The organism is Paenisporosarcina sp. P4_D4, from assembly GCF_056401835.1.
On the sequence record NZ_JBFUIO010000021.1, the window covers coordinates 1 to 14,373 of the forward strand.

At 39.8% G+C, this 14,373-nt stretch carries 16 protein-coding genes and 1 riboswitch; of the genes, 13 read left to right on the forward strand and 3 right to left on the reverse strand.

Annotated features, from left to right (window positions below):
• Positions 1-37: 37 nt before the first annotated feature.
• Positions 38-134: riboswitch (TPP riboswitch) on the forward strand.
• Positions 135-202: 68 nt separating this feature from the next.
• From tenA to AC1DSL_RS07520, 8 genes are all read left to right on the forward strand, one after another.
• Positions 203-883 carry a thiaminase II gene (tenA, locus tag AC1DSL_RS07485; RefSeq protein ID WP_477531756.1) on the forward strand — a complete coding sequence of 227 codons (681 nt, stop codon included), beginning with the start codon at positions 203-205 and terminating at the stop codon, positions 881-883.
• Complete coding sequence (gene thiM / locus AC1DSL_RS07490; protein WP_477531757.1) at positions 873-1,628, forward strand: hydroxyethylthiazole kinase; 756 nt, start codon at positions 873-875, stop codon at positions 1,626-1,628. Before tenA ends, thiM begins: the two co-directional genes overlap by 11 nt.
• Entirely contained in the window at positions 1,625-2,449 is an 825-nt protein-coding gene (gene thiD / locus AC1DSL_RS07495) for a bifunctional hydroxymethylpyrimidine kinase/phosphomethylpyrimidine kinase (RefSeq protein WP_016429324.1), read from the forward strand. The genes thiM and thiD overlap by 4 nt, the downstream gene beginning before the upstream one ends.
• Positions 2,439-3,077, forward strand: coding sequence for a thiamine phosphate synthase (gene thiE, locus AC1DSL_RS07500; protein WP_477531758.1), 639 nt, complete (start codon positions 2,439-2,441; stop codon positions 3,075-3,077). Before thiD ends, thiE begins: the two co-directional genes overlap by 11 nt.
• A gap of 244 nt (positions 3,078-3,321) precedes the next feature.
• Positions 3,322-4,248: a patatin-like phospholipase family protein gene (locus AC1DSL_RS07505; RefSeq protein WP_477531759.1), complete on the forward strand. Its 927-nt coding sequence runs from the start codon at positions 3,322-3,324 to the stop codon at positions 4,246-4,248.
• Between the two features lie 214 nt (positions 4,249-4,462).
• A complete protein-coding gene (locus tag AC1DSL_RS07510) occupies positions 4,463-4,903 on the forward strand; it encodes a MarR family winged helix-turn-helix transcriptional regulator (protein WP_477531760.1) in 441 nt (146 codons plus the stop codon).
• A 43-nt stretch (positions 4,904-4,946) separates the two neighbouring features.
• On the forward strand, positions 4,947-5,582 hold the full coding sequence (locus tag AC1DSL_RS07515; RefSeq protein ID WP_342543002.1) for a nitroreductase family protein: 636 nt from the start codon (positions 4,947-4,949) through the stop codon (positions 5,580-5,582).
• 38 nt (positions 5,583-5,620) lie between these two features.
• Positions 5,621-5,917 (forward strand): putative quinol monooxygenase, encoded by a 297-nt coding sequence (locus tag AC1DSL_RS07520; protein WP_342543003.1) that lies wholly within the window; start codon positions 5,621-5,623, stop codon positions 5,915-5,917.
• 136 nt (positions 5,918-6,053) lie between these two features.
• On the opposite strand, the gene AC1DSL_RS07525 is transcribed toward AC1DSL_RS07520, so the two are convergent.
• A complete protein-coding gene (locus AC1DSL_RS07525; RefSeq protein WP_477531761.1) occupies positions 6,054-7,337 on the reverse strand; it encodes an ATP-binding protein in 1,284 nt (427 codons plus the stop codon).
• 389 nt (positions 7,338-7,726) lie between these two features.
• Between AC1DSL_RS07525 and AC1DSL_RS07530 the strand changes: the two genes are divergently transcribed.
• The 4 genes from AC1DSL_RS07530 (at position 7,727) to AC1DSL_RS07545 (ending at position 10,134) form a co-directional block, all read left to right on the forward strand.
• A complete protein-coding gene (locus AC1DSL_RS07530; protein ID WP_477531762.1) occupies positions 7,727-8,302 on the forward strand; it encodes a GNAT family N-acetyltransferase in 576 nt (191 codons plus the stop codon).
• A 97-nt stretch (positions 8,303-8,399) separates the two neighbouring features.
• Positions 8,400-8,816 (forward strand): GNAT family N-acetyltransferase, encoded by a 417-nt coding sequence (locus AC1DSL_RS07535; protein WP_477531780.1) that lies wholly within the window; start codon positions 8,400-8,402, stop codon positions 8,814-8,816.
• Positions 8,817-9,016: 200 nt separating this feature from the next.
• Positions 9,017-9,799: a SurA N-terminal domain-containing protein gene (locus tag AC1DSL_RS07540; protein WP_477531763.1), complete on the forward strand. Its 783-nt coding sequence runs from the start codon at positions 9,017-9,019 to the stop codon at positions 9,797-9,799.
• A gap of 50 nt (positions 9,800-9,849) precedes the next feature.
• The gene (locus tag AC1DSL_RS07545; protein WP_477531764.1) at positions 9,850-10,134 is read left to right on the forward strand and encodes a hypothetical protein; all 285 of its coding nucleotides are present in this window, start codon (positions 9,850-9,852) and stop codon (positions 10,132-10,134) included.
• Between the two features lie 42 nt (positions 10,135-10,176).
• On the opposite strand, the gene AC1DSL_RS07550 is transcribed toward AC1DSL_RS07545, so the two are convergent.
• Both AC1DSL_RS07550 and AC1DSL_RS07555 read right to left on the reverse strand, forming a co-directional pair.
• Positions 10,177-10,713: a YdhK family protein gene (locus tag AC1DSL_RS07550; protein ID WP_477531765.1), complete on the reverse strand. Its 537-nt coding sequence runs from the start codon at positions 10,711-10,713 to the stop codon at positions 10,177-10,179.
• Positions 10,714-11,212: 499 nt separating this feature from the next.
• Positions 11,213-12,865 carry an ABC transporter substrate-binding protein gene (locus AC1DSL_RS07555; RefSeq protein ID WP_477531781.1) on the reverse strand — a complete coding sequence of 551 codons (1,653 nt, stop codon included), beginning with the start codon at positions 12,863-12,865 and terminating at the stop codon, positions 11,213-11,215.
• 102 nt (positions 12,866-12,967) lie between these two features.
• Here AC1DSL_RS07555 and AC1DSL_RS07560 point away from each other — a divergent pair, with 102 nt between their 5' ends.
• On the forward strand, positions 12,968-14,218 hold the full coding sequence (locus tag AC1DSL_RS07560; protein WP_477531766.1) for an MDR family MFS transporter: 1,251 nt from the start codon (positions 12,968-12,970) through the stop codon (positions 14,216-14,218).
• Positions 14,219-14,373: the final 155 nt, after the last annotated feature.

Sequence of the window (14,373 nt, forward strand, 5' to 3'; positions counted from 1 at the left end):
CTCCATTATGGAGGGCTTTTTTGTTTCTAATTCAATATTTTAATTGCGGGGGGACTTTTTAGTTGAGAAGGTTAAAACCTGACCCTTGGAACCTGACAGTTAACACTGACGTAGGGAGCAATGTTTCATCAGAAACGCTCTTTTGTCATACGCAAAAGGGCGTTTTTTGCACTTGCGTCCATCCAAAGAAGGAGGACTAGTAATGACATTTTGTGAAGAAGTACGAAAAGAAACGGATCTTTATTGGCAAGGCAGTTTTGATCACCCCTTTGTAATGGGACTGGTGGACGGGACATTGCCACTTGAGAAATTTGCGTATTACATGATGCAGGACGCCTATTATTTAAAGCACTACACAAAGGTGCTGGCGATTGCCGCTACGAAGGCAGAAACGAATGAAGACATAGCATTCTTTTTAGAATCTGCCCGCTACATCAATGAAGCCGAGCTTGAGTTGCACCGAACTGTTTTCAAAGAGCTCGGTATTACGGAGGAAATGGAAGCACACTTTGAACCTGCTCCGGCTGCCTACAACTACGTATCGCATATGTACAATGCAGCTCATAACGGGGATGTGGCAGAAGCGTTTGCCGCCATGTTCCCTTGTCCATGGCTCTATCAGGAAATCGGGGAGAAGTATAAAGACGCTAAACCAGGTGTCAAAGTTTATGAAGATTGGATTGCCGTGTATAGTGCACCAGGTTACAAAGAAAAAATCGAGCATCAAATGCAAATGATGAATCGATATGCAGAGGCAAATCCGAATAAGAGAAATGTGCTGAAAAGTCATTTTGCTAAGAGCTGCTATTACGAGTGGAAATTCTGGGAAATGCCTTGGACACTTGAGAACTGGGAAAACGAGGTGAAAGTCTATGCCTATTGAACAAATACGTAAAAAAAAGCCTCTCGTTCACTGCATGACAAACTATGTCGTGGCGAACTTTACCGCGAATGGGTTGCTAGCAATCGGTGCGTCACCGGTCATGGCGGATGAAATATCAGAAGTAGAAGAAATGGTTTTCATTTCCTCGGCTCTATTAATTAATATCGGCACAATCAATACACGAACGCAAGAAGCGATGCTTCTAGCTGGTAAAAAAGCGAATGAACTTGGTACACCCGTTGTTTTGGATCCAGTAGGCGTAGGAGCTACATCATTTCGCAAAAGGGTAGTTAAGGAGTTGCTGGAACAAGTTCGGTTTAATTTAATAAGATGTAATGCAGGTGAACTGGCTGCAATCGCTGGTGTTTCGTGGCAGTCAAAAGGAGTGGACAGTGGAGAAGGCGACATGGACATCGCGGACGTTGCCAAGCAAGTAGCGAAGGATTGGAATTGTATAGTAGCTGTGACTGGCGCTTCGGATTATATTACCGATGGAAACAAAGAATTTTGGATAACTGGCGGGCATGAACGAATGACAGAGGTAACCGGTACTGGGTGTTTGTTGAGTGCAATTTGCACGGCGGCTTTAAGTTTGGATGGAGAGGCCCTCCTCAACTTACTCGATCTCCTGCAAGCTTATAAACAAATATCCGAGCAAGCATCGTCTCAGGCACAACTTCCTGGCTCTTTCCAGACTGAAGTACTAAATGCTTTGCATCTCTTTTCCAAAGGTGATGGAAAATGAACATTGTCATGACGATAGCAGGCTCGGATAGTGGGGGCGGAGCCGGTATACAAGCCGATTTGAAAACATTTCAGGAACTTGGCGTATTTGGTACGTCCGCGATTACAGCACTGACTGCTCAAAATACGCTGGGTGTAGAAGGGATCTTTCCAACATCACCCGATTTCGTGGCACAACAAATAGATGTTGTCTTTAAGGATATGCCCATCCAAGCAGTCAAAACAGGCATGCTCTTTTCAACAGAAATCATTGAAGAAGTAGCAAATAATTTGCGAGAAAAAAATGTACAGCTTGTCGTTGATCCTGTGATGATTGCCAAAGGAGGCGCAAACCTTTTGCAGAATCAAGCCGTGGAAACTTTACGGACCAACCTATTGCCTCTTGCAACAGTATTAACCCCAAATATTCCAGAAGCCGAGGTGCTGGCTGGTTTGGAAATCCAATCGGAGTCAGATATGCACAAAGCAGCCAAGGCGATTTTAGGAATGGGTGTCAATTGCGTGGTCATGAAGGGCGGTCATCTAGAAGAACGAGATACGGCAACTGATACAGTCTTTATGGCCGATGGGACTAGCTTTAAAATGGTTACCCCTCGTATCAACACCAAGCATACACATGGAACGGGCTGTACGTTTTCTGCCGCATTAACTGCATTTTTGGGACAAGGAATTCCTTTGAAGGAAGCTTTGATTGAAGCGAAAAAATTTGTCCAGCTGGCTCTCGAGAATCCTCTTGGTATCGGCCATGGACATGGACCGACCAACCATTTCGCTTATAAGCAATTAAAAGCAATTTGTGAGGTGACCATCATTGAACCGTAAAGATTTGGCAGTATACCTCATAATGGGTACACCCAATTGTGTTGAAGATCCCTTGGTTGTTTTAAAGGATGCGTTGGAGGCTGGCGTAACAATGTTTCAGTTGAGAGAAAAAGGTGATGGGGCATTGAAAGGGGATGAACTGGAAGAGTTTGCACGGCAATGTCAGGAAATATGCAAATCTTACAAGGTACCATTCATTATCAATGACGATGTGGAATTAGCGATAAAATTGCATGCAGATGGGGTGCATGTAGGGCAGGATGACATCGCCCTTACGGATATAAGAGAAAAGTTCACAGGACAAATCGTAGGAGTTTCCGTGCATACCCAACAAGAGCTCGAAGGTGCCATCAAAGGTGGCGCGGATTATGTTGGGATTGGTCCGATATATGAAACAAGGTCGAAATCTGATGCAATGGCTCCTGCAGGTCTCACTTTCTTGCGACAAGCCCGAAGTTTACATCTCGATTACCCAATCGTCGCTATTGGAGGAATCACAGCTGAAAATGCACACGAACCGCTACAGGCTGGTGCCGACGGTGTGGCGATCATTTCAGCGATTTGTCAATGTCAGGACCGTCATGCAACAGTTTCCTCGATATTAAGTAAAGATGGAATTAGGAGATAATTGGTTAGTTGCCCCAATAACGGGGAAAGTTGCCCCAATAACACCAAAAGTTGCCCCAATAGCTCGAAAAGTTGCCCCAATACATCAAATGAAGACATGAATGAAGCCTTCCCAACCTAGCGGGGAAGGCTTTTCACTTCTTTTAATACGCTTTTGCTCAACAAAGTCATTGTCGAATTAAGTTCTAATTTGCGTTCTTTCTTATTACAGTGTAAGACAACGACTTGAAAAAAGGAGCGTAAGCATGTTAATAGATGGAGTGTTTTCTGGAGGAGGCTTGAAAAATTTTGCATTAGTCGGTGCATATCAAGTATTGGAGGAAAAGGGATATCGCTTCCAACGAGTAGCGGGAACAAGTGCAGGGGCTATTCTTGCCTGCTTTATTGCTGCTGGATACACTGGTAAGGAAATAGAAGAGATGCTGGATGATTTAGATTTCAAAACCCTACTCGATACACGAAAATCAATCGTTCCATTACCAATTATGAAATGGATTTTCCTGTATTGGCACATGGGACTGTACCAAGGCAATGCACTGGAAAACTGGTTCATGGAAAAATTGGCGGCAAAAGGGGTATATTCTTTTGGTGATTTACCGGATGGTACATTGAAGCTCGTGGCTTCTGGTTTGACGAATGGCAAAATAATTGTTTTTCCAGATGACTTGGCAAGTTATGGGCTATCAGCAGATACCTTCCCCATTGCCCGTGCTTTACGTATGAGTTGTGGCATCCCTTTTTTCTTTGAACCAGCCACTTTGAAAGTCAAGAATGGGGAGACAATTGTTGTTGACGGAGGTGTATTGAGTAACTTTCCTTTGTGGTTATTTGATGATAAAGATGGAAATAGGGAACGACCCGTTCTTGGTTTGAAAATCAGTCGTGGCCACCACGAATCGAAAGGAAATAAAATCAACAATGGACTCAATTTATTCGAAGCGCTTTTTTCAACGATGCAAAATGCACATGATGAAAGGTACATTTCCAGGAAACATGAGAAAGATATTATCTTCATACCAGTAGATGATGTTAACACTACAGATTTTGATCTTAGTAAAGAAAAGAGAGAGGCTCTGATTGAAAGAGGACGGAGTCGAACCGAGCAATTTCTGAAATCTTGGACACCGCCAATTCATGGAAGAAGCTATCAAACTTCAAATCGTTCTAATTAATATCCGTGAGTTTCGATTAAAGACCTGCTTTCAAAATAGTTGAAAAACCTTCCTTTTATTCTTTGAATGAATGGGGGTTTTTCTTGCTTAAAAAATTGCAGTTTTCAAGAAGAAGAGTTATTAAACAATTCAATTAGTTGATTTTAATAATGCATCGTATTATAGTAGTTGATGGGTCAATTGTTGACCCGTCAAACATTAAAGGGGTGGTTTTATGTCCAACTCATGTTCAGATGAAGGAAAAATTGTCTATCGATTATATGAGATAAATAAGCAAACAAGCCCGAAGTTTGAGCGCTGTACAGGCATCAGTCAATCCCGATTGGATTTGTTGAACAAGTTGTTTGAAGTGGATGAAATCAGTCAGACGGAGCTTCAAAAAGAAGTGAATATAGATCATGCAGCTGTAACGAGGCACTTAAAGCAATTGGAAGAAAAGAGAATGGTCACACGACGTAAGAATCCCGCAGATAATCGATTTACGTTTGTTCGTCTGACGGATGAAGGTCGTGAAGGAATTGTTACTTACCAAGAAGAGAAACAGCAATTCATTTCGAAGGTTTTAACTGGATTCAATGCAGAGGAACGCTCTTTACTTTTGGACATGCTGACACGGATACAAGACAACGTCAAAAACATTAATCCAAATGAGTAGTCGCAATACGACAAACTAGTATAAATATAAAGGAGAATGAAAAATGAACCATACACTTATAAATGACTTTAATGAAATCGTAACAGGACGTCGWTCCATCCGGAATTATGATCCAACTGTGAAAATAACAAGACTGGAAATGACTGAAATACTAACAACTGCCACGCTTGCCCCTTCATCCGTTAATCTCCAACCTTGGCGTTTTGTTGTCATCGATAGCCCAGAAGGTAAAGCGACATTGGCTCCCCTGGCCAAATTCAATCAAAACCAAGTAGCAACATCTGCCGCAATGATTGCCGTATTTGCAGATATGAACAGCATCGATTATGCTGACGACATTTACGGTAAAGCAGTGGAACAAGGTCTAATGCCAGCTGAAGTCAGAGATGCACAGCTACCAGCTATCAAAGGATTGGTTTCAACCATGTCACCGGAACAATTGAAGGAAATGAACTTAATTGATGCTGGTTTAGTATCCATGCAACTGATGCTCGCAGCAAGAGCTCACGGTTATGACACGAATCCAATAGGTGGTTATGAAAAGGACCAAATTGCTGAAGCTTTTGGTATGGACAAAGAGCGTTACTATCCCGTTATGCTAATTTCGATTGGAAAAGCGATAGATAAAGGGTATCAGTCTGTCCGTCTACCTGTGGATGCCATCACTGAATGGAAATAAAGCTAACAGTCAAGTAACAGAAAAGAGGAACTGAATCGATGTTTATTATTCATGCTGAATTTCAAGTGCAAGTAGAAAAAGAACAAGCATTTTTGGAAGAAATTCATCCACTAATCACAGCCTCTAGAGCTGAAAGTGGAAATGTTTCGTACGACTTAATGAAAGATATAGAGAAAGAAAACTTATACACGATGGTCGAAGTATGGCAAGATATGAACGCTGTCGAAAGTCACAACAAAAGTGATCACTTCACTTCCTTTTCAAGTAGAGCTGCAGAATATCTAGCCGGACCTTTGAATGTGAAAATCTACGAAGGTAATGAAAGAATCAAATAATAAGATGGCAAAAAGACACTTCCAGTAATATAGATTGGAGGTGTCTTTTTGTGTTTGTAACTATACTTGCATAATGAATGACGAACGAATTATGAACAAGGTTAATTGATGCTAGGATGCAGAGGGACAAATTCATTTATGAAATAACTTGAAATTTAGATTTAGGCAACAACACTTCCACGCTAGTTCCTTTATCGACTTCACTTGATATATTAATAGTTCCTTTATGAGATTCAATAATGCTAAAACTAACAGTCATTCCTAAGCCAATACCTTTTTCTTTTACGCTATAGAATGGCTCACCAATGTGTTTCAAACGGCTTTCCTCAATCCCACACCCATCATCTTCAAATTTAATCGCAAAATAGTTTTCATCTTTTTCGAATATAGAGATATTGACTTCACCTTGAGTGGATATAGATTCTATAGCATTTTTTAGAATATTGATAAACACCTGTTTTAATTTACTATCATTACAATATGTATCAAAGTTTTCTAATTCATTTRAATTCAGTTGAATATTTTGAAGCGATGCTTCTGTCGATAACAATTGAATGACTTCTTTAACAATTGTATTTATGTTTTTGTTGGAAAAAATGACTTCCGATGGTCTTGAAACAATCAATAGTTCGTTAACGATGGTATTAATTCGGTCTATTTCATCAATCAACATCTCGGTATGAGGCTCAAGATTAATGGCCTTATCTTTCCCCATTTGCAAAAAACCTTTAATAGTGGTCAAAGGGTTACGTATTTCGTGAGCAATGCCTGCAGCCAGTTCACCAATAACAGACATTTTTTCTGACTGTCTCAACATACTTTCCGTTTCTTTTAATGCGGTAATATCTCTCCCGATTACGACCAGCCCTTTTCTCGAACCATCAGGATTGAAAATGGGCACTTTGAATGCATCGAACGTTTTGCTTGAGCCATCTCTTAATTGAATGGTTTCTTCACAGCGAGTGACTTTCCCAGCCCTCCAAGCTTCCTCGTCGGTATCAATACAATAAATCAAAGCATCATGATAATAATCAGTGTACTTGGCCATCTCTCTATCGTCCTTGCCACTGTAATCGATGCCTTCTAGTTCGAATAATTGAGCACCAAATTTATTGATTTGAAGCCATTTACCTTCACCATCTTTAAATGAAACACAGTCTGGCATGGTATCTATTAGCAGTGTGAGCTTCTCTTTTTCTTCTTCAATTAGTTTTGAATCTCTTAAATTTTTAATATAAAAATACAAAAGAATGGCGGTAAAGAAAACAAATAACAGACTTTTGAATGTCTGAAGGAGAAGGACTTTATCAAAAATGGTGTTAGGATCATATAATAAATAATCTGTCCCTATAACCCAGACTGGACCTATAATCAAATAGACAAACGGAATTATTCGGTAAAAATCGGTGCTTTTTTTCATTGTTGTACCCCTTAAATATTGGAAAGTATAATGCTATTTAGTTATATTGTCACATACAAATGAAATTTCAGCAATTTAACATTACGTTTACTGCACGCTGGGCCTCACAATTTATAGTTTTTCCAGTAGAGATTGGCCTTCGTACTTATCGTAAAGCAGTTCGTCAAAAGAGGGAATATGAATATGATTAGAGAAGATAAACCTTACACAATAACTTCATAAATACGTACAAGAAGGTGCATTAATGCAGCAGAAGATTAAAATAGCAAAATGGTTACTGGAAGTTGATACTTTGTGCTGGATTACATCACTCTACCTATTGTTCAATTAGATTTTGTTGCTTTAATGCCATGGAGTCACGGGAAAAATAGATTAAAGTAGGTGCGAACATGATTAAATTCCACGGAACACCAACGTTGGAAACCGAACGATTGATTCTTAGAAGACTGGTTATTGAAGATGCACAAAGCTTCTTTACCCATTGGATGTCTGATGAACGGGTTACGGACAATCTCATAAAAGGAGCACATAAATCAATCAAGGAGTCAGTTGAAAGGGTAACGAATATTGTCAATGAATATGAGGAACAAGAATTTTGTTATTGGGGCATTGAATTAAAAGCAACTGGTGATCTTATCGGAGCAATCGATTTTTATCATTTCGACCTCGGCACGGAAAATTGCGAAGTAGGATTTACACTCGGTTACGACTGGTGGAATCAAGGATATGGAACAGAAGCGTTGAAAGCCGTTATGGAATTTGGCTTCAGGCATATGAATATTCATAAGATATCTGCAGCACATAACAGTGATAATCCTGCATCCGGARAAATCATGCAAAAAGTTGGAATGAAACAAGAAGGGTTGATACGGCATATGATTCGTAACGCTAAAAATCAATACAAAGACTGTGCAATCTACGGGATTCTCCAGGAAGAGTACTTACTACAAGTAAAGATGGGGTGATTAATAGGAAATATCATCGATTGATTGGAGCGTAATAACTTTGAATATAGTTAGTCTGGAAAGAGCAACAATCCCCGATGCAGAAGCTATTTTTAATATGCAAGTCAAAGCATTCATGCCGCTTATGGAAAAGTATAAGGATTACGATATAAACCCAGCGAACGAAACAATAGACCGAGTTGTTTCGAGGATCACTAATCCTCAAGGCATATTTTATAAAATTTTGTTGGACACAAAGCTTGTCGGTGGAATCCGTATCTTTTGGAAAGAAGATGTTCATTTTTGGATTAGCCCCATGTTTATCAGTCCAACTCATCAAGGGCAAGGTATAGCAAAAAAAGCGATATTGTTAGTAGAAGAAAGCTTTCCTCAAGCCAACAGTTGGGAACTAGCAACAATCCTGGAGGAAGAACGTAACTGCCATTTGTATGAAAAAATGGGGTATATACAGACGGGGGAAAAACGGCGTATTAATGAAAATACCACACTGGTTTTTTATAAAAAGTCTGTGTGAAGATAATCGCCAAAAACAAATGAGAGTTTATTTATCTTTAAATTTCATGCCAAGCCTAAATTTGGTCATCATATGACAACAAGTTAACAATTCGATGACATGAAGGGGTATTGGTTTAACTATCAGGGATTCTCCGTTAAGATGCAGACTATGCTTTAGTTATAAAGCGTAGCTTTGAATCGAAAGGGGTTTACATGAGAATGAATATTAAAAAAATTATATTACCGTTCGCAGCAGGTGTATTGGCATTGAGTTTAACTGCTTGCAACGGAGAAGATAAAGCAACAAAAGAAGAAAAGCCACAAGAAGAAACGAAGCAAGAAGCAACAAAAGCACCATCTGAACAAGACCAAGCAGCTGCAGCTAAAGAAATGCAGGCAAAGCTTGCTAAGCAAGAAGTAGACGAGAGCAAAGTTGTCGCGGTAGTCAATGAAGAAGAATTAAAAGGTGAGCAATATAATGCAGCATTGGCTTCCGTTCAAGGGCAAATGCAACAGACAGGTCAAGATCCTAGTAGCAAAGAAGCGGCAAAACAGGTAAAAGAACAAGTACTTAATACGCTTGTTGGACAAACGTTGATTTTGCAAAAAGCGAAAGAAGCAAAAATTACTGCTACAGATAAAGAGATTGATGAACAATATAAATCTTTTGTAGAGCAATACGGTGGAGAAGAAGCAATGAATAAAGCGTTGAAAGCACAAAGCATGGATACTAAAATGCTGAAAGACCAAATTGCTGAATCCATTCTGTTTGAAAAATATCAAGATAAAGTAGTACCTGCCAAAGAAGTATCAGAAAAAGAAATTAAAGCCTATTACGATCAAGCTGCTTCTCAAGCAAAATCAGCTGGACAAGATCTTCCTCCACTTGAAGAAGCAAAAGAAGAAATTAAAGGGATTCTTAAACAACAACAGCAACAAGAACTATTGGCTAAACATGTTGAAGAATTAAAAGCTGACGCTGAAATTGAATTGAAAATCTAATGTATAATTTGCATGGCTCCCATTAATCTGATTAATAGGGAGGCTTTTGCATGGGTATACTAATCTCTATTAACCAAACTAATTATCAGGAGCTATATGTCATGAAAGAATTCAAAATCACTTATTTTTTTGATGAAAACCATTACATCCGACGATTTATCCATGTTGAATCCATGGAAATTGCAGAAGAGCTGATACAAAGTGAAAGAGATCAAACCATTTCATTTCGTGATAGCAGAGATATATACCATGAGTTGAATACACGAAATGTTCGAGTCATTCAACTTTCGGAATATCACCGGGTTGATAAAAGCACAAAAAGAGAGGGGCGATGACCATGTCACCGTCCCTCTCTTTATTATGACTACGAATACACCTTAATCAGCAGAAAGTTCACTTTCAGTTACCCATTTATGATTCTTCACTTCTTCACCATCAGTCGAAGTGTAATCTACCATATACACAGTTGTTTCCTCAGCTGAGTCGATAACTGCAGTTACGCCTTTCATCCCTTTCGTATGATCTCCCTCGACAATTACTTCATCGCCTTCTGCATATGGTTCAGTAGCAGCGTCTTTTATTTCCTCATGAATGATCCATTTATGGTCTTCTACTTTTTCTCCACCAGTCGTTGGTGTATAAGAAATGGTATATACTGTCGTATCGTAAGCTCCAACGATTGTAGCTTCGGCATCTTTCATGCCTTTCATATGATCTGTTGTAATGGTTGCTACACTACCAACTTTAAAAGTTGGATTTGTTGCGTCTTTTAACCCTTTAGGAATTTCACCAGAGCTGGAATGTGAACCACCATGATCCATCTCACTATGGTCGGATTCCTTGCTCGTTTCATTTCCACAACCGCTCAGTGCCACTAGTAGTGCAAAACTCAATAAGTACCGTTTCTTTTTCAATGGTATATACTCCTTTATCATTTTGATTTCTTAAATGCAGTATACCCTAATGGGGTATATATTAAAAGTGAAAAGTCTGTCAGGTAGACAGAATAGGATTCTAGGTAGACAGTTCTGCATTCCAGGTAGACAGAATGGGGTTCCAGGTAGACAGTTCTGCATTCCAGGTTGCACAAAATTCCGTTCGGCTGAAAATCGTCTCGCTAGCTGAAACTTTCGACGCCGATAATGTCCCACTCTATGAAGAAAATCCTTGAATACGTTGATTACGTATCCAAGGGTTGCTCTTATGTTTAGGGTGCTGCCACAGGTGGTGAGGGAATCAGCCAAACGTTCTCTTTGTTAACACGTAACAATTTGGCACCATGTGTTAAATACTACAAAACATATGTTTCTGTCGAAGAGAAGAATAAAGAAAACAGTTAAAATCAAATAACACTTTAACGAAAAGGGCTACCAAATCGGTAGCCCTTTTTACTTCCATGGATGATCTTTTATTCTAAAGTTCGGGTCTTACCCACAACTTGGAAAAATCAACGTATCCAAAATGCTTGATATTGACGTTCATTAGATTGGTAGAGAAGGGGATTTGACGTTTTTCATAATATAAAGGAATCATTAGCGAAGCTTCCAAAAGAGCTCTTTCCATTCTCAAGTTCAAGGAAGTCCATTTTTCAAAAGGGGTATGCACATATTCCTTTAAATACATGCTGGCCGTTTCATCGGCCTCAATCATTTTTGCCAATGGGGAGTACCCATTTTTAAGAAAATAGTAAAAGGACAAATCTTGATTCAATTCGAATACTTCACCGTGAATGAACAGATCGGCTTCCTGGTTCCTAGCACTGTTTTGAACTGTCTCGGCAAAGGAAAGCCAAGTGATTTCCACAGGGATGCCTTCTTTTTCGAATACTTCCTTCAGCCACATAGTGGTTTTTTCCGTATAGTTCACTCCTCTTAAAATCAATGGTTCTGAAAAATGGGGGCGTTGCATCACTGGTACTTTGTATTGCTGATCATGACCTATGAGGCAACTCTTATCGTTGGCCCAAGCACGTGAATGTACGAGTGGAATTTCATGGCGATGCTTCGCTATTACATAATGTAGATAGTCTCGGACTTCCTTGCGCTGAATCTGTGAATCGCGAAACGCATTCATGATTACGACTCCGAAACCTGAGCTACTTTCCACTTGGAAAGTAGCATCTCCTAGCTCTTGAGTTGCAGAACGGTAGACGGTATCGAAGTCTTTTGGTACCTGCACAAATTCCACTGCATCCAATAAAGGTCTTTCCAAAAAATAATCCTTGAAAGCACAGATCGTGGTTTTTAAGTCATTGTTTTCTTCTAAATAAAATGCTCCAGTGCCAAGTAACTGTCCTTTAGTGTCCTTGTAAATGCTTGCAGTTAACGTACCCAAAAGTTGGAGGCAATAGCTGCAACCGTTTGGGAATTCAATATCAATTACTAGTGGTGCCACGATTTCAATGTGCTGAATGGGCTCCCATAAATCCCGAAAATGCTTATGACTCCTCAATTTTTCCAGACAGACCTTCACATCTTCCGCGGTCAGTATAGATGCATCATGGAACTTAATATCTTTTCTCAAATAGAGTCGGAGTTTCGTTGGGGTTACATCCCAACTGTGGGCAAGTTCAGGTGAAACCATACCCTTTTCGTCAATGGCCACTAATCGATTGAATAGATTCGCCACCAAGCTGGCGCTATTTACTTCTGCCGCTTCCAGTGGATGCATCGTCAGGAAGGTGTATCTTCTTGGAATGATGAGCTTGTCCATGTAGTTTGTGCTTTGGTTGTAGCCGAATTTGGAATGGAACTTATTCATCAAACGCATTTTGCTGTCGCTTGACCACTCGTAGAGTAAATATTTCCCGATCGTTTCGACTGGTTCTTCATCAATCATTTTCATGACCAAGTCTTCATAAACTTCTTCCACATTTTTTTGCCATTGAATCTTCGATGCTTTGCCTCTCCCAAGTCCTGAAGTAAAGATGAGCCAGCCTTCTTTTGTCCATTTCTGCAAGTATCTTGCCGTTTGTTTCCTACTCAGACCGAGGAGCTCCGTTAGTTCATCCAGCCTGATGCTCCCTGATGAAACCGAACGCCATACGGTCAATAAATGTCTATCCATCATGTTCTCCTTTTTTATAAAAGTGGACATAATTATTTATTTTGTCCATTTTTAATGTCAATAGTCTAGTTTAATATACATAAGTAATAGGAGGGTTTCAACATGGCCTTTAAAGACTATCCACAAAATATAAAAGTTCGGTTGATTACATCGTTTTTCAACCGTGCGGTATCATCAGCGGTCATGCCTTTCATGGCATTATTTTTTGCACAGGAAATGAGCAAGGTATGGGCAGGTGTGTTTCTGGTATTCACAGTCATCGTCAGTTTTTTCACTAATTTGATCGGGGGCTATATTTCGGATCGATTCCCACGCAAAAGGGTGTTGCTCCTCACATCTTCCTTGAGTGCGTTGCTGTTTCTATTCATGACCTTGAGTCTATTACCTGAAGACAACATGATTTGGTTATTTGCGATTGCCTATGCAACATTCGTAGTGACAAGCAGCCTAGGGCGACCTGCCATGCATGCGATCATCATCGATTCGACCACGCCTGAAAATCGAAAAGAAGTCTATGCCATTGAATACTGGCTCGTAAATCTATCAATGGCAATCGGTGCGGCACTTGGAGGATTGCTTTACGTCAACCATCAAATTGAACTGTTTGCCATGTTGACGGTCACATCGGCCAGTCTACCGATTGCTTATCATATATGGCTACGGGATGAGTCCACAAGTAGATTGGAAAAACAGCATCAAAATGTATTACTGGATGTAATTCAAAATTATAAAATTGCTTTTCAAGATATACCGTTTGTCAAAGTTGTCGTAGGCTCGATGTTTATTTTTGCCGCTGAGTTTTCACTTAACAGTTACATCGGCGTTCGTCTCGCAGAAACGTTCGAGACAGTACAAATAGGGGAGTTCCAAGTGGGGGGAGTAAGGATGCTGAGTTACCTCAATATCCAAAATATGCTTCTCGTTGTGTGTTTTACGTTTGTCATCAATAAACTCACTGATAGGTTCAATAAGAAAAATGTCTTACTGTTTGGACTTCTGCTATATGGAATCGGTTATGTAACGGTCACGTCTGCCAACACGTGGTACATTCTAGTTCTCTTTAATATCATTGCAACACTGGGAGAACTGATATATTCACCGATTCGAAATACGGAAGAGGCAAATATGATGCCAGCCAATAAGAGGGGATCTTATTCTGCCTTTTCGAACCTATCATTCAGCGGTGCAGACTTGGTTGCTCGCTCCACGATTATCATGGGTGCATACCTGGTCCCGACCATGATGTCCGTTTACATTGGAATGATTCTGATGGCTGGTATCGTCTTGTTATATGCAGGTTTATTTATGAGCAAAAATGTTTCAAATGAAGGAATAATAAATGCAACTGTTTGAAGGAAAAAGACCATCCAATAGATGGTCTTTTTTCGTGCAAAGCGAATGATTTTAAAGTTGAAGCTGTGCATTTGTTATAATTGTACCGTGCAATATTTTACGAAACGCTAAAAATCCGATAGTATAAGTAATAATTTAACATTTCAAAAATATCG

Excerpts from the sequence above, each read along its gene's own strand:
- tenA (WP_477531756.1), top strand. The coding sequence starts at position 203 with ATGACATTTTGTGAAGAAGTACGAAAAGAAACGGATCTTTATTGGCAA.
- thiM (WP_477531757.1), top strand. The coding sequence starts at position 873 with ATGCCTATTGAACAAATACGTAAAAAAAAGCCTCTCGTTCACTGCATG.
- thiD (WP_016429324.1), top strand. The coding sequence starts at position 1,625 with ATGAACATTGTCATGACGATAGCAGGCTCGGATAGTGGGGGCGGAGCC.
- AC1DSL_RS07505 (WP_477531759.1), top strand. The coding sequence starts at position 3,322 with ATGTTAATAGATGGAGTGTTTTCTGGAGGAGGCTTGAAAAATTTTGCA.
- AC1DSL_RS07510 (WP_477531760.1), top strand. The coding sequence starts at position 4,463 with ATGTCCAACTCATGTTCAGATGAAGGAAAAATTGTCTATCGATTATAT.
- AC1DSL_RS07520 (WP_342543003.1), top strand. The coding sequence starts at position 5,621 with ATGTTTATTATTCATGCTGAATTTCAAGTGCAAGTAGAAAAAGAACAA.
- AC1DSL_RS07535 (WP_477531780.1), top strand. The coding sequence starts at position 8,400 with ATGCAAGTCAAAGCATTCATGCCGCTTATGGAAAAGTATAAGGATTAC.
- AC1DSL_RS07540 (WP_477531763.1), top strand. The coding sequence starts at position 9,017 with ATGAATATTAAAAAAATTATATTACCGTTCGCAGCAGGTGTATTGGCA.
- AC1DSL_RS07545 (WP_477531764.1), top strand. The coding sequence starts at position 9,850 with ATGGGTATACTAATCTCTATTAACCAAACTAATTATCAGGAGCTATAT.
- AC1DSL_RS07555 (WP_477531781.1), bottom strand. The coding sequence starts at position 12,865 with ATGGATAGACATTTATTGACCGTATGGCGTTCGGTTTCATCAGGGAGC.
- AC1DSL_RS07560 (WP_477531766.1), top strand. The coding sequence starts at position 12,968 with ATGGCCTTTAAAGACTATCCACAAAATATAAAAGTTCGGTTGATTACA.